The organism is Maribacter caenipelagi (genome assembly GCF_004364175.1).
Taxonomy (GTDB): domain Bacteria; phylum Bacteroidota; class Bacteroidia; order Flavobacteriales; family Flavobacteriaceae; genus Maribacter; species Maribacter caenipelagi.
In genome coordinates this window covers 882,702-904,328 of the sequence record NZ_SNZW01000011.1, presented here as the reverse complement: position 1 = coordinate 904,328, position 21,627 = coordinate 882,702, and the positions used below count along the sequence as shown (strand labels likewise).

Here is a 21,627-nt window from a genome sequence, read left to right as displayed (position 1 = left end):
TTAAACATTAAGGTATTTATCTAAGTAATCTGAACGGTTCTTTAAGTCTTCAAGGAATTCATCGTCGCTATTTCCGAAAATAATAGTATAATTATATCGTCTAAAGGTCTGTACCACCTTATTATAATTATTTGCCGTGATTTTTAAGGTCACCTGAATAATATCATTTTCAGTACCTGAAATAAAACCTCCGTAGAGCTTAGCATTATTACTTTCAACAATTTGGGCAATTTCACTGAATGAGTAATCTTTTACCCCTTTTGAAATTACCAAAATACTACCAGGGTCTGTAAAGAATGGAGTATCTATAAAAACAGAAACAATATCAGTAAGACAATAATAACCAGTTACTTCTTCCTTTTCATTTAAAACAGGCAGAAGGTTGGCTTCATTTCGTGCAAAAACCTCTAGCACATCTAACCAATTGGTTTCTCGACGTGCAAAAAAGTTCTGTAATTCATATCTGTATTCCTCAATTTTAGCATCTGGCTGTATGCCATCAGCATCTATTTCAGAGAAAAGTCCTAAAAACCTTCCATTTTCTAAAATAGCAATATGGGAATAGGTTGTATCCTGAAAAAACTCTAAAACTTTTTCAGTAGTATCCTTGATATCGAATACCGGTAAACTCGAAATGATATGTTCTTGAATATTCATAGACCTATATATAACGCAAAATAACAATTAATAATATCAAAAGGCGTGCCTTATTTGTATTTTTGATGCTCTTAAAAGGTAAATAAGACATAATGACAAAACTTAGCGTTAACGTAAACAAAATTGCAACTCTTAGGAATGCCCGTGGCGGCAATGTACCAGATTTACTGAAGGTTTCTAAAGATTTAGAAAGTTTTGGCGCACAAGGCATTACGATACACCCAAGACCAGACGAGCGCCATATTAGATACCAAGATGCAAGAGATTTAAAAAACACGGTAACTACAGAATTTAATATTGAAGGTAATCCGGTTCCAAAATTCATTGAATTAGTTCTAGAAGTTCAACCAGAACAAGTAACATTGGTACCCGATGCTGTCGATGCCATTACCTCGAATGCCGGTTGGGATACCATTAAAAACAAGGAATTTTTAACCGATGTAATTAAAACCTTTAAAGATGCAGGTGTTCGCACTTCGATATTTGTAGATCCAGACCCAAAAATGATCGAAGGCGCAAAAGCAGTTGGTACCGATAGAATTGAGTTGTACACTGAAAGCTACGCAACCGATTATCCGCAAAACAAAGAAAAGGCTATAAAACCATTTATTGAAGCTGCCGAGCGTGCAAACGAATTAGGCATCGGCATAAATGCAGGTCATGATTTAAGTTTAGACAACATTGAATATTTTGCTAAAAATATACCTAACTTACTAGAAGTATCTATTGGTCATGCGCTTATCAGTGAAGCACTTTACCTAGGGCTTGATAATGTTGTAAACATGTATTTACATAGATTAAAATGAAACAGATATTACATTCGATAGTTTTAGGAGAAGGCAAACCCTTGTGTATTCTACACGGATTTCTTGGCATGTTAGATAATTGGAAAACACTAGGAACCATATATGCAGAAAATGGTTTTTGCGTTCACTTAATAGATCAAAGAAATCACGGTAAAAGTTTTCATTCACCAGATTTCAATTATGATACCCTTGCAGATGATTTTCTAAATTATTTAAATGCACATAACATAGAAAACACTGCTTTAATCGGTCATTCAATGGGTGGAAAAACAGCTATGCAATTTGCGTGTAGCCACCCTGATCGCGTAAACAAATTAATTATAGCAGATATAGCACCAAAATACTATCCTCCTCACCACCAAGAGATTATTAACGGTCTAAACGCCATCGACACCACAAATTTGAAATCGAGAAAAGATGCCGACGAACAATTAAAGAAACATATTTCAAATGCAGGTATCCGTCAGTTTTTGTTGAAAAATCTCGACAGAGATGAGGATAAGAAATTATGTTTTAAATTCAATTTAGAGGTACTGAGCGAGAAGATGGAAGAAATTGGCGATAATATTAATAGTACAGACAGTTTTGACGGACCCACGTTATTTTTAAGAGGAGACAAATCTGAATATGTAACAAAAAATGATACTGAAATTATACACCGTCACTTTCCAAAAGCAACTGTAGAAACCATAGACAATGCCGGACATTGGTTACATGCTGAAAATCCAGAACAATTTTTCGAAAAATCACTTGCCTTTTTTAATAAAGAATAAACATAACTTAAAACCAAAATCCATGAAACTAATTTTAAGAATTCTATTAAGCGCCGTTGCTGTTATTATCTTAGCAAATGTACTACCCAACGTATCTGTAGACGGTTTTATGACTGCCATAATCGTAGCCGTTGTATTAAGCCTTTTAAACCTATTGGTCAAACCTATATTAGTAATATTAACACTACCTGTTACCGTAATTACCTTTGGCCTTTTTTTATTAATCATCAATGCAATAATTATTTTATTGGCAGATAAACTTATTGATGGTTTTGCCGTTGGTAACATTTGGTGGGCATTGATTTTTAGCCTCTTGCTATCTTTTTTACAATCAATCTTTTTTACACTGCTAAAAGATGACAAGTCGTAGTTGCTTGTGATTTGAAATTCAATACTTTAAAAAATTGGTTGACTTTGCAAAATGTAGTATTTTTGCATCCCATTTTACACATGCAAATAGATATTAAGGAATGAATATTACGAAAGAGCAGATAGACGATTTAAATGCAGTAGTTAAAGTTGCTATCACAAAAGAAGATTACCAAGATAAGGTAGACACCATTTTAAAGGATTATAAGAAGCAAGCTAATATTCCTGGTTTTAGAAAAGGCCAAGTTCCTATGGGTCTTATCAAAAAACAATATGGTAAAGCCGTGTTGGTTGATGAAGTAAATAAATTGTTGCAAGACAATCTTAACAAATACCTAACTGAAGAAAAGTTAGACGTTTTAGGTAACCCATTACCAAAACAACAAGACAATTTTGATTGGGATCAAGATGAATTGGCTTTTGAATTCGAATTAGGATTAGCTCCTGATTTCGAGGTTTCTTTGAAAACTAAAAAAGCAATTACCCAATATAAAATTGTTGCCGACAAAAAAATGATCGACGAGCAAGTTGAGCGTATTCAAAAACAATACGGCAAACTAGTAAGCAAAGATGTTGTTAGCAAAAATGATGAAGTAAGCGGTACATTTACTAATGAAGCTGAAGAAATTGACAATAAAACGTTGCTTGAAACTGACAAGTTAAAAAGCAAAAAAGCTTTAGATGCATTAATAGGCAAAAAAGTTGGTGATGTTGTTACTTTGAAAACAAAAGGCTTATTCACTGAAGACCACATGTTATCTAGCGCCTTAGGTGTTGATAAGCAAAAAGCTGAGGCATTGGATACTGAAGTTACTTTCACCATTTCTGAAATTAACGAAAGAGAAGCTGCTGAATTAAATCAAGAATTGTTCGATAAACTTTTTGGTCCTGACAGCGTAAAAACTGAAAAGGAATTAAAAGAGCGCATCAAAGAAGATTCTGAAAAGCAATTTGAGCAACAGTCTGATCAAAAATTATTGAACGACGTTACAGAATATTTCATTGACAATACCAAATTTGAATTACCTACTGGTTTCTTAACCAAATGGATTCAAATGACTGGTGAAGAGCCATTATCTGAGGAGCAAGCTGTTGAAGAATATGCTAAGTCTGAAAAAGGATTACGTTACCAACTAATTGAAGGTAAAATAATTCGCGATAATGAACTACAAGTTCAGTTTGATGAATTGAAAGAATTCTCTAAAGGATTTATACGTTCTCAAATGGCTCAATTTGGTCAATTAGACCCAAAAGAAGAGGAGTTAGACAATATCGCAGCAAGAGTTCTTGGTAACCAAGATGAAGTAAAAAGACTATCAGAACAATTGATGAGTCAAAAATTATTGAATCTTTACAAAGAAAAAGCGAATCTTAAGACAAAGGAAGTTACCTATGAAAATTTCGTGAAAGAAGTTTACGGATAAATTCCAAACAATAAATTAAGTATCTTTACGGTGCCGGAAATAAAATTTTCGGCACCTTTTTTTACTATAAAATATAGACATACAATTTATGGATTACGGAAAAGAATTCAAGAATTTCGCTATAAACGATCAAGGCATTAGCAGCACATATTACGATTCTATAATGAGCAGCATGTACCCAACGAACATGACGCCTAACATTATTGAAGAACGCTCTATGAACATTGTTGCAATGGACGTTTATTCCCGTTTAATGATGGACCGCATCATTTTTATGGGTACTGGTATTAATGATCAGGTAGCCAATATCATACAAGCACAGTTATTATTTTTAGCAAGTGTTGACGCTAAAAAAGATATTCAAATTTACATTAACTCACCAGGTGGTAGTGTATATGCAGGTTTAGGTATTTATGATACTATGCAGTTCATTACACCAGACGTCGCCACTATCTGTACAGGTATGGCCGCTTCTATGGGTGCTGTACTTTTATGTGCAGGTGAGAAAGGAAAACGTAGTGGTCTTCAACACTCTCGTGTTATGATACACCAACCAATGGGCGGTGCTCAAGGTCAAGCGAGTGATATTGAAATTACAGCTAGAGAGATATTGAAGTTAAAAGACGAATTGTATCAAATCATAGCAGAACACTCTGGCACCGATATTGAAAAAGTTCGTGATGATAGTGACCGTGATTACTGGATGAAAGCTGATGAAGCACTTAAATACGGCATGATTGACGAAATATTGGTAAGGGAAAAGAAATAATTCCGACTAATTGAATCAAATAAATTAATGAATTTTAAACCAAAAACGATTTTTGATCGTTAAGGAATAGAATAGAGAAGATAGATAATGGCAAAGGAAAATTTAGAGTGTTCATTTTGCGGTAGAAAAAAACCAGAAACCAATTTATTGATTGCTGGGTTAGATGCGCATATTTGTGATCGCTGTATTGAGCAAGCTCATGGCATTGTTGCCGAAGAGTCAAAACAGTCAAAGACCAACGATCTTTCTTCTGAACTTGTTTTAAAGAAGCCTCAAGAAATTAAGGAGTTTTTAGACACTTTTATTATAGGACAAGAGCGTACCAAAAAAGTAATGTCTGTTGCGGTTTACAATCACTACAAAAGGTTATTACAGCCTTCATCTCCAGAAGACGATATAGAGATTCAAAAAAGTAACATTATAATGGTAGGGCAAACCGGTACCGGTAAGACCCTTATGGCTAAGACCATTGCCAAATTACTTAATGTACCATTAGCAATTGTTGATGCAACTGTATTAACAGAAGCTGGATATGTTGGTGAAGATGTAGAAAGTATTCTTACCCGTCTTTTACAAGCGGCAGACTACAACCTTGAAAAAGCTGAAAGAGGTATTGTTTTTATTGATGAAATCGATAAAATTGCTCGTAAGAGTGACAACCCCTCAATTACAAGAGATGTATCTGGAGAAGGAGTGCAACAAGGTCTTCTGAAATTGTTGGAAGGTACCGTAGTCAACGTTCCACCAAAAGGTGGAAGAAAGCATCCTGATCAGAAATTTATTGAAGTAAATACCGAAAACATTTTATTTATTGCCGGCGGAGCTTTTGACGGTATTGAACGTGCTATTACAAAACGTTTGAATATGCAAGCTGTTGGTTATAGTGCTTCAAAATCTGACAACTTTTTAGACGATAGCAATTTATTGCAATATATCATTCCTAGAGATTTAAAAGATTTCGGACTTATACCTGAGATCATAGGTAGACTTCCAGTTCTAACACATATGAACCCATTAGACAAGAAGACATTAAGAGCTATCTTAACCGAGCCTAAGAATGCGATTATAAAACAATATGAGAAGTTGTTTGCAATGGATGATATTACCTTCACCATTACAGACCAGGCTTTAGATTATATTGTAGAAAAAGCAATTGAGTATAAACTTGGAGCGAGAGGTTTAAGATCTTTATGTGAAGCCATTTTTACTGACGCAATGTTCGAGATGCCAAGTACTGGCGATACAAATTTCAAGGTAACAAAACCTTATGCCGAAGAAATGTTATCTCACGATACCATTAAAAAACTAAAGGCAGTTTCATAAGATTTCAACCTATTATTGAATACAAAAAAAAGCGAAGATTTAAATCTTCGCTTTTTTTATACCTACCTCTTTATATTCTTTTCAAACCACTTTTTTAATCTGTGGTGTAATCTGGGTTACTTCTTGTAGTAGATCCATACATACTTTTTGAATGATTTTCTCATCTGTGTATAATGTATGCCCGTAATTAGGTAATACTTCCATATCTACACCTAAATTACTCGCCCATTCTTCACTTGGTTTAAACTCATCGTTAGCACCATATACCAAATTAAAAGGAACATTAGGTTTATTATTTGTTTTGCGAATTCTTGTTGGCGAAACACCGTATAAAGACTTAACCGGCAAACCTTTTTTAGCAGCTTCCCAAACAATAGTAGCGCCGGTACTAAAAGCAAGATAATAACAAGCTTCTTTTTCCTTTTTTAATAAATGTGCTGCAGCAGTTTCAGTACCGCCTTCTATAAAAGCACTATGTACATTCTCTTCTGTTTGAATAAGAATATCTAAATTGGCCAGTTGTTGACTATCATAGAAAGTAATATCAAAATACTGTTGTAGATATCCTAAGTATGAAGTAATCCATAGTCCTTTCTTAGCACCCCACATATCGGAAACGATCACTAATTTATCTGCCATAATAATAGTATTTACAGTTTTGGTTAAGTTTTACTTCAGCAAGTTGAAATAATAACTGCACTTACAATCATTTAATTGTTTACACGCTTAAAAATATCGGTGTAGTCCATTTTATCATAAATAAGTAAGACAAATACAACTACAATTATGACGTAAGGCAAAAACTACATTAATTAAGACAAATGTATAGTAACTATTGAGGATATATAAAAGTTTGTTGTGATTAGGCTAATAATTGGTATGAATAGAGTTATTTACTGGTTCATTCGCAAAAGCTCTTCTAAATAATCTCTCTTATTTGACAATCGCGGAATTTTATGTTGCCCTCCAAGCTTGTCATTTGATTTCAGCCAATCATAGAATAAGTTCTTACGTGCTATGTGCACTAATGGTGCATTTAGTGTAATATTGTTTAACCTCTTAGCTTCATAATCTGAATTGAGAGATTTTAATGCATTGTCAAATATCTCAACAAACGCACTGAAGTCTTCTGGCAGGGTTCTAAATTCTATAATCCACTCATGCGCACCTTTTTCTTTACCCTCCATAAAAACTGGTCCGGCAGTATAATCCATTATTTCCGATTCCGTTTTTGCACACGCATTTTTTAAAGCTTCTTCGGCATTCTCGATAATAAGCTCTTCACCAAAAACATTAATATGATGTTTTGTGCGACCAGTTACTTTAATTCTATACGGACTTTTAGACGTAAAACGAACTGTATCGCCAATTTTATACCTCCACAATCCTGAATTAGTAGTAATTATTATAGCATAATTTTTACCTAACTCTACACTCCATAAAGGTATCGCCTCTTCATTGAAAGAACCATAAACATCCATCGGAATGAACTCATAGAAAATTCCGTAGTCTAACATCAACAACAAATCATCTGCTCCATTTCTATCTTGAATAGCAAAGAAGCCTTCAGAAGCATTATAGATTTCATAATATCTAAAATTACTATGTGGAAGTATCTTTTTGTACTGCTCTTTGTATGGGTTAAAATTTACACCACCATGAAAGTATACCTCTAAATTTTCCCAAACTTGAAAAAGATTTTCTTTACCCGTTTCTTCGAGCACTTTGTTCAATAAAACCAACATCCAGGAAGGTACACCAGCCAAACTAGTTACATTTTCTTGAACGCTTTCATGAATGATAGCCATAAGCTTACTCTCCCATTCACTCATTAACGAAACCTTATTACTAGGCGTACTACTGTACTCTGCCCACAATGGCATGTTATCAATCAAAATAGCAGATAAATCTCCAAATAACGATCCATTATCCTCGTATAGCTCTTTACTGCCTCCCAGTCTTAAACTCTTTCCTGTAAACAATTGTGAGTTTTCATTGTTATTTAAATACAGGCATAATAAATCTTTACTAGATTTATAGTGGCAATCTTCTAAAGCCTCGCCGCTTACAGGAATAAATTTACTTTTTGCATCAGTTGTTCCACTACTTTTAGCAAACAACTTTACTTTAGTTGGCCAGAATAAATTTTGCTCCCCTCTTCTAGTGCGTTCTATAATTGGCTGGATCTCTTCATAAGATACTATAGGCAACCTTTCTTTAAAGTCATTGTATGATTGAATCGACTCAAAATCATAGGTTCTGCCAACCTCTGTGTCTTCTGCAAATTCAAGTAACTGCAATAAAACCTCTTCTTGAACCTCGTCAGGATACTTTAAAAAAAGTTCTATCTGATGATAACGTTTTTTAAGCAACCAAGAGGCAATTGAATTAAATAGGGTAATTGGCATTTATAGGTATCTTTGTGTTGTTAAAAATAGCGCATCTAACTATCATTTTCAAATGATAATTCAATAAGCAAGATTTAAATGCAATACGAAGGAGTACTTAGAAAAATGCAGACAGAAATAGGAAGTCCGATTCAATATTATATGTTATTCGAATCTGATTTTTTGAATGTAAATCAAATTCTGGACAAAACATTAAAAATAGAATTCATTAAACATCAATGCCTAAATTGTGGTAATGATCGCCCTATTTACAGACAAGGCTTCTGTAAAACATGTTTTTTTGAAATACCATCTGCAGGCGATTGGATTATGAGACCCGAGTTAAGCAAAGCCCATTTAGACCAAGAAGATCGAGATTTAGCTTATGAGAAAAAGGTGCAATTGCAACCACATATTGTTTACTTGGCAAATTCTAGCAACGTAAAAGTAGGTGTAACCAGAAAAGGGCAAATACCGACAAGATGGATTGACCAGGGCGCTCATGAAGCCATAGAAATTGTAGAAGTACCAAATAGATACCTAGCAGGTATAACTGAAGTTGCTCTAAAAGACCATGTGGGCGACAAAACCAATTGGCGCACCATGCTTACGAATAAAGTTGTTGATGAAAATCTTCAAGAATGGCGCGATAGACTAAAACAATATATACCTGAAGAGGCACTACCCTATTTTTTAGATTCTAATGCAGAAACCGAATTGGAATTTCCGGTACTACAATATCCTACAAAAGTAAAAAGTTTAAACCTAAGTAAAACTCCCACTTTTGAAGGTACGCTAAAAGGTATAAAAGGTCAATACCTCATCTTTGAAGACAACACCGTTTTCAATGTAAGAGGCAGCGAAGGTTACTATGTAGGCTTAACTATTAGTTAGTACTATCCTTTTTCTTTTTCCCGAATAAACCACCTAAAACATCTTTTGCTTTTTCTTTTACAGCATCTTCTGCTTTAACGGGAGTAGAATCTTTCTTTACAGACGTAGTAGCGGTAGTATCTTTCTTCGTAGATAAGATTCCGCCTAAAATATCTTTAGCAGTAGACTTAGTCGTAGTAGTCTCTTGACTAGTTGAATCTGTCGATGTTTTATTACCACTTAACAAACCACCAATTAAATCTTTAGCCTTATCTGTACCCTTAGTTATAAGTTTTTGTTTCTCAACCTCAATCAACTTACTAGTTAACTGCTTTACCCCTGATGTCATATCGGTAGTAACCGTAGGACTATTATATAGCCCACCAATACTAGCTACCACAGGTATGGTTAATTCTGATAATGATGGATCATCAATCTTGGCAATCAAATTTGTAATATCTGAACCTAAATATTTTGCAGGCACCTGTAAAGTTGCCTTGTAGTTTAGCTTTTGATCAAATGAGTGACTACCATCAACATTTATGGCGATATCCTTATAATTCAAGGTAAAAGGTTTAACAACTACGATTCCATCTTTAAAAGACAATGAGGTCTTTAAGTCTTTTAAATTCAGCTGTTTTAAATCAATAAAATTTAATTTAGAAACCAATGAATTTAAAACAGGTGCCTGTTCGGTATTCACTTCTTCTGTCATTAAATCAGCAAACATCTCACCGGTCAATGACAATAAGTTAGGCATTAAATCATTTGTTAAATTACCTGACAGAGAAATATCTGATGTTAATTTACCATTTAACATTTTCGCAATTGGCGCTATAGCTTTAAACAAATCAACAGAAGCAAAAGTTTCTTGAATACCTAGTTGGTTTAAGTCCAACTTCATGTTAAAAGTAGGTGTCTCATTTTTTGTAGACACATCGCCATTAAAGCCAATTTTACCACCAAACATACCAGCAGTCATATTGCTTAATGTAGCAGTTTCATCTTTAATCTTCAAAACTCCTTTTACATCACTTAACACGATATCATCATAGAATACTTTTTTAGCATCAGCATTAATTGTCGCATCTAAGAAAGATGGAATTTTAATTTTTTCTTCTTGAACCGCTCCACCAGAAGTAGATTTACTTTCATTTGTAGTCGCAGGCACTTTTGTTTCAGCAACCATAAAATCGTTTAAAGCAAAAGAGTTCGATTTCAAATTGAAGTTACCCTCTACCTTTTCATCATTGAACATAAACCCTAAAAGGTTGTTTATGGTACCTGTAGCATCAAAATCTGTAGTACCTGTGGTACCATTTAATTGATTTAAAGTAACAGTCTTTGGATTGAAAGTTAAACGAGCGGCATTAAATTTTACAGGGTTCGCCAATTCTTCTGAGTTGTACTCAAAATTATTCACACTTAAATCTCCTGTAGTATTTGTGTTTTCGTATTGCTCTTTCTCAACAGATTGCATATCAAAGGCTGTAGTAATATCTGCCTTCAACAACCCTTTTAAATCATACTCTTCCGGTACTGGGTATGCTTTCGAAATATTCGCTAAGTTCATTGCGCCATCTATATGAGCTTTTACTTTCGTATTGCCCATAAGCTCAGTTATATTTGAAGTAAGGTTGAACTTATCTTCATCTATCATAAAAGAAGCCTTATTAATATCAACATAGGTGTCTTCTACAATACCAGTTTTATTGTCTAACTGAATATCAAGGAATACGTTACTTACCGCTTTCGGCAAATCTGGATACTTAAATGACGCATTATCCGACTTTAGTTCAATATGAAACTTAGGTATGTGGGTTTCATCAACAATACCATTAAAATTACCATTAACAGTGAAATCTCCAGTAGTAGTAACATTTTCAATATCCTTCGAATAAATTTCTGGAATTACCCCTAAAAAGTTTTTAAAACCTGAAGAAGGAGTTTTAAAGGTTAAATCTACTTCTTGATTGCTTTCATTTAATTTAATAAAACCATCAAAAACCAATGGCAACTGATTTATTAATGCTTCGTTCTTTAAGAAAGAATATTTATTCTCATTTAAATCGATACCTATAAGCGCATCTAACTTAATTTTGTTTTTGTTCAAATAATTAACACTATCCATTTCCAAAGAAATAAAAGCATCTGTATGGGTATCTAACTCAGAAGTAGCCAAAGATAAATCTCCGGTACCTTTATGCTGAAAATCATCTAACTTAAAAGTTATGCCAGTAGAATTATCGGTATAATAAATTCTAGAATTTGTTATTTCATATGACTGTAAATCCAGATTAAAACCATCTGTTGTACTAGATTCTTCAACAGCGACAGTCGGCTCTGAAGGTTTTGCTATATCATAATTTGCATTTTCTTCTTTATCAACTATTACATTAATAAATGCGTCATCTAAACTGATATTATTAATAGCAATGGCATCACCGGTACCTTTAAACAATTGCATAATACCCATAGTCAAATCTAAATTATTTGCCTTAAACAAGGTATCGCCTTCAAAAGGAGCGTTATTAATTAAAATAACATCTTTAAAGTTTACTTCGGCATTAGGAAAGCTACTTACCAAGCTTAAATTCGCTTCAGAAAAATCTAAAGTAGCATTGACATTATTATTAACATTGTTTTTAATAATATCTCCAATTTTAGCTTCCAAGAAAAATGGAGCTGCTATCAAAACTGCAATCAACAACAATAATAGTACTCCAACAATTTTCAATATTTTCTTTCCCATAGTATACTTTAATACTGATTTATTTACTGTTTTTAATCTAAAACATCTAAATCCAATTCTTCATTTGGCTTTAGATTAAAACGTTTTCTCATTATATATACGAAGAAATAGAGAAAAGGAGTGTCAATAAATGCTATAAAAATCTTAAATATAAATCCGCTTACTACGAGACCAAAAAAAAGCTCCCACGGTAATACTTTGAACACACATAACAACCCCACAACGGTAAACGTATCAAGAAATTGTGAGAGGAATGTCGAAAAATTATTTCGCAACCACAAATGTTTGCCTTTCGTCAATTTTTTCCAGAAATGATAAATAGCCACATCTACATATTGCGCTAACAAATAAGCTATCATAGAAGCTAAAACAGCTATTGGCGACAGCGCAAAAACTTGCGTAAACGTTTCATCGTTTATAGGGGAAGAAGGAATTGCCGGAGCAACTTCTGCAAGTAGAATAATACCCATAGAAAAGAACGATGCAAAAATACCAGCGGTAACAATCTGGTTCGCCATTTTTCTACCATAAATCTCCGAAATAAGATCTGTTATTAAAAATGTTATGGGGTAAGGCAAAATACCTACGGATACTTCAAAAAGCGAAACCCCAAAAACAGTGAAATCCCCGAAGGGATTCCAATAAAAAAACTTTTGAAATATGAGGTTAGAAACCACTAAAGAAGTGATAAATAAAGCCCCTAAATACAGATAAATACGTTGTGCTAGTTTTCTATCTCTTAAGGTCATAAATTATTTAATGTCTAATGCAAATGGCATTCTAGCCTGTATACCCTTATGTTCTTTAAAAGACTGTAGCTCTTTAAGTACTTTATATGCCTCATCGCCAATTTCATCTTTCAATAAATTCTCTTTGATTTGCATACTGGCTCCTTCTAAATCTTCCATAAAGCGCTCAAAACCGCTTTTATATTTCGGAAACTTCTTAATTCCGTAAGAACTCAAAGAAGCTAACTCCGCCGCCGCTTCAATAGCATCATCTAAATTACCTAACTCATCTACTAAACCAACTTCTAATGCCTCAGTACCGCTCCAAACCCTACCTTGTGCCACACTATCAACTTGCGCCATGGTCATATTTCTACCTTCAGATACTCTTTGCAGAAATGTTTGGTAGGTTTCTTCTATACTCTCTTGAATTTGATTTTTAAAACTTTCTTGCATTGGCTCAAAAAGTGAATACTCTACAGCATTTTTATTGGTGCCAACTTGCTCTGCATTGATACCTATATCACCAGCTAATTCGGTCATATTTGGCACAGTTCCAAAAACACCGATAGAACCAGTAATTGTAGTTGGTTCTGCAAAAATCTTATCAGCACCAGCAGCAATATAATACCCACCAGATGCAGCAACGTTACCCATAGATACAATTACAGGTTTCACTTTCTTGGCAAGCGCGACTTCTCTCCAAATAATATCTGAAGTCAAAGCACTACCGCCTGGTGAATTAACACGTAGAACAATAGCTTTAACCTTGTCGTCTTCACGTGCTTTAATCAATGCCTCGTTTATAATACCTTGACCAATAATATTTGGACCACCTTCGCCGTATAATATTTCACCTTGTGCGAAAACAATGGCAATTTTATCATCACCAGATTTTAATGTTTTTTTGTTAGAATACTTAACATAGTCATCTAAAGTACTGTAGTTAATATCTTCATCTTTTTTAATTTTTAATGCATTTGCCAACTTGCTCTCATACTCATCGTAAAAGACAACATCATCAATCAATCCTGATTGTTTCGCATATTTCGGAGTTCTACCACCTAAGGTATCTGCAATGATATTTAGATTTGATTCTGAGATAGAACGTGTTTTTGAAATATCTAAAATCATAGAATTCCAAAGTGATTGAAGTAAAGAAGTTAATTGGCTTCTGTTCGCTTCACTCATGTTATTTTCTAGATAAGGTTCAACAGCACTTTTATACTTTCCATGACGAATAACCTCCATCTTAATTCCAGATTTCTCTTGCAGCTCTTTATAGTAAAGAACCTCTGTAGACAAGCCTTTAAAGTCCAAAACCCCTACCGGATTAATAAAAATAGAATCTGCAACACTAGCCAAATAATAATCGCGTTGCATAAAAAAGTCTGCATATGCGTATATAAATTTACCTTCAGCTTTAAAATCTTCTAATGATTTTCTAATAGCTTGTGTTTGTGCCAAGCCAGCCATGATAAAGTTGTTGTTAATACTGATACCTTTTATACGGTCATCATTTTTCGCAACCTCAATAGCCTGTATTATTTCATCTAAACCTTGCGATTCTTCAAAAATACCTGCGAACGGGTCTAATTCGTTACTACCTGTATAATCTGAAATTTGTCTTTGCAACTGCAACTCAAGTATAGAGTTATCTTCAATAGAAACGGTGTCTTCGCCACTACTAACCAAGCTCACAAAAATTAAAAACATTACAAACATGATTCCAAATGCAAACAGGGAACCTAAAATGGAAGCAAGAAAATTTCTTAAAAAATTCATTTAAATCTTTATTATAATAATCAACAAAGATAACTAATGTGGATATGTTTTAGTTATTTTGTCCCAATATTATGGGAGTATACAAAACAACATTCTTATCTATTGGCAGTAATTTAGGCAACCGTCAATTGATATTACAAAAAGCTATTTTCGAAATTGGCAAGGTAGCCGGTGAAATAAGGCAAGTTTCCGCTGTCTATGAAACTCCGTCTTGGGGTTTTGAAGGTGAAGATTTTTTAAATGCGTGTTTAGAATTACAGACCCTGCTGTCCCCAGAAGACCTTTTAGCAAAATTATTGGCGATAGAGACCGATTTTGGAAGAGAAAGAAATGAAGGTGATAGTTACCAAAGCAGAACTTTAGACATTGATATCATCTATTATGAAAAAGATATTATTAACACGGAAAACTTAACGGTTCCACACCCTAAAATGCAAGACAGAAAGTTTATTCTGAAACCACTTGCAGATATTACTCCCCAATTTTATCACCCCATATTCAATAAGGACACTAGAAATTTACTGCAAGAAAGTAAAGACAAAAGCACTATAACAAAACAGATAAAGAGACTTTTTAAAAGCAGGCATACGTTTTTTGCTAGTTTAGAATATGTGGCTATTGAAGGAAATATTGGCGCGGGAAAAACAACTTTGGCGACAAAAATTTCTGACGACTTCAATGCCAAATTGATTTTAGAACGATTTGCCGAGAATCCATTTTTACCTAATTTTTATGAAGATCAAGCGAGGTATGCTTTCCCTTTAGAGATGTCCTTTTTAGCTGATCGATATCAGCAATTTACAGAAGACACCAATCAACTTGACCTCTTTAAAAGTTTTATGGTAAGCGATTATGACATTTATAAATCGTTAATATTCGCAAAGGTTACACTTCAACAAAATGAGTTTGACCTTTACAGAAAGGTGTTTAACTTTATGTACAAAGAAGTTAAAAAGCCCAAAGTATACGTTTATCTGTATCAAACAACAGAAAGATTACTACAGCAAATAAAGAAGCGAGGCAGAGACTATGAGCAGAATATAGAACTCACCTATCTTGAGAAAATTAATCGTGGTTATTTTGACTTTTTAAGAACATATCCCAAAGAAAATCAACTCATTATAGATGTAAGCGAACTTGATTTTGTGAGTCATCAAGGTGATTATGAAACCGTTTTAACTAAGATCGAAGACTTTGCCTTAGCTAATTTATGACAATATAAATAGCATTATTTCTTGTGTAAATGAAAAGAAAATCTTTTCTTGTGCTAGCATACGTGCAACTAACTAACTCAAACTATACTAAAAAGCCTGGTCTACGACCAGGCTTTTTTTATGCATTTAATTTACTCCAACAATCCCACACCACAACGCCAACACTTACTGAAATATTCAACGAATGCTTCGTACCAAATTGTGGTATTTCTAAAACCTCATCACTTGCAGTAACCACATTTTGGGCAACGCCCTTAACCTCATTACCAAAAATGAGTACCTGCTTTTTACCTTTAGCGGGCATATATTCATTTAACTGTGTTGCTTTTTCAGCTTGTTCTACCGATATAATATGACAGCCGTCTTCTTTCAATCTTTCGACCAAAGCCATCGTATCATCAACATGCTCCCAATCGACACTATTGGTGGCGCCCAATGCCGTTTTATGAATATCTTTATGAGGTGGTTTAGCGGTAATGCCACACAAATATATTTTTTCCATCAAGAAAGCATCGGCAGTTCTAAAGACCGATCCAATATTATTTAAACTTCTTATATTATCAAGAACAATAATTATAGGAGATTTACCAGCAAGCTTATAACCTTCAACATCTATTCTATCTAACTCCTCATTTCTTAATTTTCTCATACTTTACTATTCAATTTCATTAATTTATATGGTCATAAACTTATCCTGAAATATCAACAATGATTAAATTTCCGGTGATTAAACCATACTTTCGTGAAGGTGCAAAATTAATGAGATAAAGATAAAGTGGCGGATAAAAGCAAGACAAAAAAGGTAACCCCTTTAATGAAGCAATATAACACCATCAAGACAAAGTATCCTGATGCATTATTGCTATTTCGAGTAGGCGATTTTTATGAGACTTTTGGTGAAGATGCAGTAAAGGCTTCCCGCATATTAGGCATTATTCTAACCAATAGAAATAATGGTGGCGAGCGAACAGAATTAGCCGGTTTTCCGCATCACTCATTAAATACTTATTTACCTAAATTGGTGAAAGCAGGTCAGCGTGTTGCTATATGCGATCAATTAGAAGATCCTAAACAAACTAAAACTATTGTCAAAAGAGGCGTTACCGAATTGGTGACACCAGGTGTGGCAATGAATGACGATATCTTAAACTCCAAGACCAATAATTTTCTTTGCGCCGTTCACTTCGGAAGAAAAAAAATAGGGATTGCATTTGTTGATATTTCTACTGGTGAGTTTTTGACCTCAGAAGGTAGCGAGGAGCAGATTGACAAATTGCTACAGAATTTTTCACCCAACGAGATTTTAATATCCAAAGCACACAAAAAAGAATTCTTAGACGTATTCGGTAAAAATCATCATCTTTTCTATTTAGAAGATTGGGTTTTTCAAGAAGATTATGCCCTAGAAAACCTTACCTCACATTTTAACACCAATACCTTAAAAGGTTTTGGTGTCGATCATCTAACCTGCGGTATAATTGCTTCGGGCGTGGTATTACATTACTTAGGCGAAACACAACATCGCCAGTTGCAACATATTTCAAAACTACAACGTATTGCTGAAGATGATTATATATGGATGGATCGATTCACCATTAAAAATCTAGAACTTTACCATTCTACATATGTTAATGCAGTGACACTTTTAGATGTCATCGACAAAACCATCTCGCCAATGGGTGGGCGTATGATCAAAAGATGGCTTGCACTACCTCTTAAAAATTTGGAGAAAATCAAAAGGAGGCAGCAAATTGTTTCTTTCTTACATGATGAAGAGGTTGTTTTAGAAAAGTTTCAGCATCATATTAAACAAATGGGCGATTTAGAGCGTTTGATCTCTAAAGTTGCAACAGGCAAGGTAAACCCTAAAGAAGTCGTACAGTTAAAAAATTCTTTAGAAGCCTTAATACCCATTAAGCAATTAGCGACCTCTTCTAAAAACGAATCGCTGGCTTTAACAGGTGATCAAATACAATCTTGCGATTTGCTACGAGCAAAAATCAAAGAAATGCTTAGCGAAGAAGCACCTGTAAATATTTTAAAAGGAAGTACAATCGCAAAAGGATTTTCTGAAGAATTAGACGAGCTTAGGGGATTAGCAACATCAGGAAAAAACTATCTAAATAAAATGCTTGAAAGGGAAACCGCCGCAACGGGCATAACTTCCCTTAAAATAGCCTCTAATAATGTCTTCGGATATTACATAGAAGTTAGAAACACCCATAAAGATAAAGTACCTGAAACATGGACGCGCAAGCAAACTTTGGTGAATGCAGAACGCTATATTACTGAAGAACTTAAAGAATACGAAGCAAAGATTCTAGGAGCAGAAGACCGTATCTTAACATTAGAGCAACAACTATTCTCTCAATTAGTAGTATGGATGCAAGAGTACATTGCCCCTGTACAAAACAACGCGCACCTAATTGCTCAATTAGATTGCCTTTGCGGTTTTGCCCAACTTGCTAAAGAGAATACATATAATTGTCCGTCTTTAAATGACTCTACAGATTTAGAAATAATAGATGGCAGGCACCCGGTTATTGAAAAGCAATTGCCTTTAGGCGAACAATACATTGCTAACGATTTACAACTAGACCGATCCAATCAACAATTTATAATGATTACCGGTCCGAACATGAGTGGTAAATCTGCCTTATTAAGACAAACAGCATTAATAGTACTTCTTGCTCAGATGGGAAGCTTTGTACCTGCAGAAAAAGCTAAAATAGGTGTTGTAGATAAAATATTTACCCGTGTTGGCGCAAGTGACAATATATCAATGGGCGAATCTACATTTATGGTAGAAATGAACGAAACAGCATCTATACTTAATAATCTTTCTGAACGCAGTCTTGTTTTATTGGACGAAATAGGTCGAGGCACAAGTACCTATGATGGTATTTCAATTGCGTGGGCGATTTCAGAATACTTACACGAACACCCAGCTAGGGCAAAAACGATGTTTGCCACGCATTATCATGAGCTTAATGAAATGACCAACACCTTTAATCGCATTAAAAATTATAATGTCGCTATTAAAGAATTAAAAGATACTGTCCTATTTCTTCGAAAATTGGTCCCCGGTGGCAGTGAACATAGTTTTGGTATACATGTAGCTAAAATGGCAGGTATGCCCCAACAAGTAATTCAGAAGGCAAATAAAATTTTGAAAAAGCTGGAAAATAAACATGTTAGTGAAGATGTCGGAGACAAATTAAAAAGTGATTCTGACGAAATGCAACTCAGCTTTTTTAATTTAGACGACCCATTATTGGAAGAAATTAAGGACGAAATCACCAATTTAGACATAGATACACTAACTCCGGTAGAGGCTTTGATGAAATTAAATGAGATTAAAAGGCTGTTAACCAAGGACAAAAAGGCGACTTCATAATTTTTTTAATTCTTTTGCACATTTTTACTTTGGTTTTTACAGAAATGTTTTAAATTTGCACCCGCATCTTTCAAGAGATGCACGTTCATTAAAATTTGCGAAAGTAGCTCAGGGGTAGAGCATCACCTTGCCAAGGTGGAGGTCGCGGGTTCGAATCCCGTTTTTCGCTCAGAAAATGTTGCCGGTCAACATTTTTTTCAAAGCCAAGTATGCTCGAGTGGTGGAATTGGTAGACACGCCGGACTTAAAATCCTGTGCTCTTTGGGGCGTGCGGGTTCAAGTCCCGCCTCGAGTACCACAAACCCCTGAAATCAATTGATTTCAGGGGTTTTCTTTTTTAGGGCAACGTTTAGGATAACTTAAAGTGAAAAAGAATTTAAAAAAATTTAAATCATGTAGTTATTCACTAACTTTAGTTACGATATAGATTATATGCTAAAAAAAATATTAAAAATATCCAGCCTACTACTATTAGCATTAATTCTAATCATATTTATCTGTAATAGTATTATTTCAAGTACTGCAGAAGATAAAACATATACCGACATATCCTCTATTCCCAGTAATCGTGTGGGTCTTGTTTTAGGTACCTCTAATAGATTAACAGACGGCTCTCCAAATCCGTATTACACATACCGTATTAATGCGACCAAAGCGCTTTACAATGTAGGTAAGATCAAATTTATATTGGTTAGCGGAGATAATGGTAGCATTTATTACAACGAACCTGACACCTTCAAAAAAGATTTGGTAGACGCGGGCATACCAGAAAAAGTAATATTCTTGGACTACGCAGGTTTTCGCACTCTAGATTCTATGTTCAGGGCAAAGTTTATATTCGGCTTAGACGACGTTACCGTAATCTCTCAAAAGTTCCATAATGAGAGAGCCATTTACATAGCTAAGCAAAAAGGATTGAATGCCATTGGCTATAATGCAAAAGATGTTTCTACAAGTCAAGGTCTAAAAGTTCAAATAAGAGAATACCTTGCGCGTGTAAAAGTGTTTATAGATATGGCACTAAATACGCAGCCTAAATTTTACGGTACTACAATAGAAATAAAATAAGTAGAATTAAATAGACTACATTTAAGAGCACCAACCAAACCGATTACCATGCTCAATATTAAAAGAATTCTAAAAAACTTAGGTCCCGGACTTCTGTTCGCCAGTATGGCCATAGGTACATCTCATCTAGTTTTATCTACCAAAGCAGGAGCGCAATATGGCTGGTTAATGGTTATTCCTATTATTTTAGCGAACGTATTAAAATACCCTTTTTTTGAATTTGGTGTACGCTATACCAACGTCACGAACAAAACCTTAATAGAAGGCTATCTAAACCGTGGCAAAGGCTTTCTATGGTTTTATGCCATTATTACCCTCATTACTACATTCACCATCTTAGCTGCTTTATATACGGTTACGGCAGGTCTCTTCATCAACCTATTCGGCATAGGTCATAGCTCTATCGCCATGGTTGCCTTAAGTCTATTTTTAATTATAAGTGTTCTACTCATTTTTGGAAAATACAAGTTTTTGGAAATCAGTTTAAAATTTGTGGTTAGCGTACTATTCGTTGCGTTACTGGTTACAACAATTTTAGTTCTATTAAAAGGACCTGTAAGCCATGTACCAGAATTTAAACCTCTACCCATTTTCAACGAAGTGGGAATATTGTTTTTAATAGGATTAATAGGATGGATGCCCACTAGTGTAGAAGCCTCTAGTTGGATCAGTTTATGGAGTATAGAAAAATGGAAAACTCAAAACAAACCAAGCTTAAAAGAATCGCTGCAAGAATTCAGTATTGGATATACGATTACCGCCATAATAGCTGTCTTTTTTATGATTATAGGATGGTATACTTTATATGGCACGAACATACAACTCAGTAATAATGCGATAAGCTTTGCAGATCAAGTAGTACGGCTATTTACACAACATATTGGATCATGGGCATATCTATTTATTGCCATTTCTGCATTTGCCACTATGTTCAGTACTTGTATGACAGCACATGATGCTTTAGCTAGAGTCAGTTTAGATATTATATCATTATTGAAACCAAAAAGTAAATGGTATACTACCAAAGCGGCATTCGCCATAGGAGTACTGGTCTTAACTCTTATCAATTTTGTAGTTATAGCAGCGTTTAGTGCTAATATGGGTAACTTGGTAGCTTTGGCAACATTTGTTTCTTTCGTAGTCGCACCAATAATAGGCTATATGAATTTAAAGAATGTAACCAGTAACGACCTCGAACTTAAATATCAACCAGGTAAGAAATTAAAAATGCTCACCTACGTCGGAATTTTATTCTTGTCTTGTTTTGCGCTGTACTATTTCTATATCATTATTATCTAATAG

Annotated in this window: 18 protein-coding genes and 2 tRNA genes; 13 read left to right on the top strand and 7 right to left on the bottom strand. The window is 34.4% G+C overall.

Annotated elements, in window-relative coordinates; translation table 11 throughout:
• Window positions 1-657: a CBS domain-containing protein gene (locus DFQ03_RS04690; protein WP_133671863.1), complete on the bottom strand. Its 657-nt coding sequence runs from the start codon at window positions 655-657 to the stop codon at window positions 1-3.
• Window positions 658-749: 92 nt separating this feature from the next.
• Here DFQ03_RS04690 and DFQ03_RS04685 point away from each other — a divergent pair, with 92 nt between their 5' ends.
• The 6 genes from DFQ03_RS04685 to clpX all read left to right on the top strand — a co-directional run bounded on the left by DFQ03_RS04685 (window position 750) and on the right by clpX (window position 6,121).
• On the top strand, window positions 750-1,463 hold the full coding sequence (locus tag DFQ03_RS04685) for a pyridoxine 5'-phosphate synthase (protein WP_133671860.1): 714 nt from the start codon (window positions 750-752) through the stop codon (window positions 1,461-1,463).
• Complete coding sequence (locus tag DFQ03_RS04680) at window positions 1,460-2,236, top strand: alpha/beta fold hydrolase (protein ID WP_133671858.1); 777 nt, start codon at window positions 1,460-1,462, stop codon at window positions 2,234-2,236. The genes DFQ03_RS04685 and DFQ03_RS04680 overlap by 4 nt, the downstream gene beginning before the upstream one ends.
• A 22-nt stretch (window positions 2,237-2,258) precedes the next feature.
• Complete coding sequence (locus DFQ03_RS04675) at window positions 2,259-2,606, top strand: phage holin family protein (protein ID WP_133671856.1); 348 nt, start codon at window positions 2,259-2,261, stop codon at window positions 2,604-2,606.
• 100 nt (window positions 2,607-2,706) lie between these two features.
• Window positions 2,707-4,029: a trigger factor gene (tig, locus tag DFQ03_RS04670; protein ID WP_133671853.1), complete on the top strand. Its 1,323-nt coding sequence runs from the start codon at window positions 2,707-2,709 to the stop codon at window positions 4,027-4,029.
• An 88-nt stretch (window positions 4,030-4,117) separates the two neighbouring features.
• Entirely contained in the window at window positions 4,118-4,798 is a 681-nt protein-coding gene (clpP, locus tag DFQ03_RS04665) for an ATP-dependent Clp endopeptidase proteolytic subunit ClpP (protein ID WP_133671851.1), read from the top strand.
• A gap of 87 nt (window positions 4,799-4,885) precedes the next feature.
• Entirely contained in the window at window positions 4,886-6,121 is a 1,236-nt protein-coding gene (gene clpX / locus DFQ03_RS04660) for an ATP-dependent Clp protease ATP-binding subunit ClpX (RefSeq protein ID WP_133671849.1), read from the top strand.
• 81 nt (window positions 6,122-6,202) lie between these two features.
• On the opposite strand, the gene DFQ03_RS04655 is transcribed toward clpX, so the two are convergent.
• Both DFQ03_RS04655 and DFQ03_RS04650 read right to left on the bottom strand, forming a co-directional pair.
• Window positions 6,203-6,760: a dienelactone hydrolase family protein gene (locus tag DFQ03_RS04655; RefSeq protein WP_133671847.1), complete on the bottom strand. Its 558-nt coding sequence runs from the start codon at window positions 6,758-6,760 to the stop codon at window positions 6,203-6,205.
• 254 nt (window positions 6,761-7,014) lie between these two features.
• A complete protein-coding gene (locus DFQ03_RS04650; protein ID WP_133671845.1) occupies window positions 7,015-8,529 on the bottom strand; it encodes a GH3 auxin-responsive promoter family protein in 1,515 nt (504 codons plus the stop codon).
• A 78-nt stretch (window positions 8,530-8,607) separates the two neighbouring features.
• On the opposite strand from DFQ03_RS04650, the gene DFQ03_RS04645 reads away from it, so the two are divergent.
• Window positions 8,608-9,402 (top strand): DUF2797 domain-containing protein, encoded by a 795-nt coding sequence (locus DFQ03_RS04645; RefSeq protein ID WP_133671844.1) that lies wholly within the window; start codon window positions 8,608-8,610, stop codon window positions 9,400-9,402.
• Here the strand turns inward: DFQ03_RS04645 and DFQ03_RS04640 are convergent.
• Genes DFQ03_RS04640 through sppA form a run of 3 tightly spaced genes read right to left on the bottom strand, consistent with a single transcriptional unit; the run spans window position 9,395 to window position 14,646 of the window.
• Window positions 9,395-12,133 (bottom strand): AsmA-like C-terminal region-containing protein, encoded by a 2,739-nt coding sequence (locus DFQ03_RS04640; protein WP_133671841.1) that lies wholly within the window; start codon window positions 12,131-12,133, stop codon window positions 9,395-9,397. The two genes, DFQ03_RS04645 and DFQ03_RS04640, sit on opposite strands and share 8 nt — an antisense overlap.
• 32 nt (window positions 12,134-12,165) lie before the next feature.
• Complete coding sequence (locus DFQ03_RS04635) at window positions 12,166-12,882, bottom strand: queuosine precursor transporter (protein ID WP_133671839.1); 717 nt, start codon at window positions 12,880-12,882, stop codon at window positions 12,166-12,168.
• 3 nt (window positions 12,883-12,885) lie between these two features.
• Window positions 12,886-14,646 (bottom strand): signal peptide peptidase SppA, encoded by a 1,761-nt coding sequence (sppA, locus tag DFQ03_RS04630; protein ID WP_133671837.1) that lies wholly within the window; start codon window positions 14,644-14,646, stop codon window positions 12,886-12,888.
• Between the two features lie 71 nt (window positions 14,647-14,717).
• On the opposite strand from sppA, the gene folK reads away from it, so the two are divergent.
• On the top strand, window positions 14,718-15,860 hold the full coding sequence (folK, locus tag DFQ03_RS04625) for a 2-amino-4-hydroxy-6-hydroxymethyldihydropteridine diphosphokinase (RefSeq protein WP_133671835.1): 1,143 nt from the start codon (window positions 14,718-14,720) through the stop codon (window positions 15,858-15,860).
• Window positions 15,861-15,978: 118 nt separating this feature from the next.
• Here the strand turns inward: folK and DFQ03_RS04620 are convergent, their stop codons facing one another.
• The gene (locus DFQ03_RS04620; protein WP_133671833.1) at window positions 15,979-16,509 is read right to left on the bottom strand and encodes an RNA methyltransferase; all 531 of its coding nucleotides are present in this window, start codon (window positions 16,507-16,509) and stop codon (window positions 15,979-15,981) included.
• A 165-nt stretch (window positions 16,510-16,674) separates the two neighbouring features.
• On the opposite strand from DFQ03_RS04620, the gene mutS reads away from it, so the two are divergent.
• The 5 genes from mutS (at window position 16,675) to DFQ03_RS04595 (ending at window position 21,624) form a co-directional block, all read left to right on the top strand.
• Window positions 16,675-19,257, top strand: coding sequence for a DNA mismatch repair protein MutS (mutS, locus tag DFQ03_RS04615; RefSeq protein ID WP_133671831.1), 2,583 nt, complete (start codon window positions 16,675-16,677; stop codon window positions 19,255-19,257).
• 97 nt (window positions 19,258-19,354) lie between these two features.
• Window positions 19,355-19,426, top strand: a tRNA-Gly gene (locus DFQ03_RS04610).
• 42 nt (window positions 19,427-19,468) lie between these two features.
• A tRNA-Leu gene (locus tag DFQ03_RS04605) sits at window positions 19,469-19,555 on the top strand.
• A gap of 134 nt (window positions 19,556-19,689) precedes the next feature.
• On the top strand, window positions 19,690-20,325 hold the full coding sequence (locus DFQ03_RS04600; protein WP_133671829.1) for a SanA/YdcF family protein: 636 nt from the start codon (window positions 19,690-19,692) through the stop codon (window positions 20,323-20,325).
• 48 nt (window positions 20,326-20,373) lie between these two features.
• Window positions 20,374-21,624: an NRAMP family divalent metal transporter gene (locus DFQ03_RS04595; RefSeq protein WP_133671827.1), complete on the top strand. Its 1,251-nt coding sequence runs from the start codon at window positions 20,374-20,376 to the stop codon at window positions 21,622-21,624.
• Window positions 21,625-21,627: the final 3 nt, after the last annotated feature.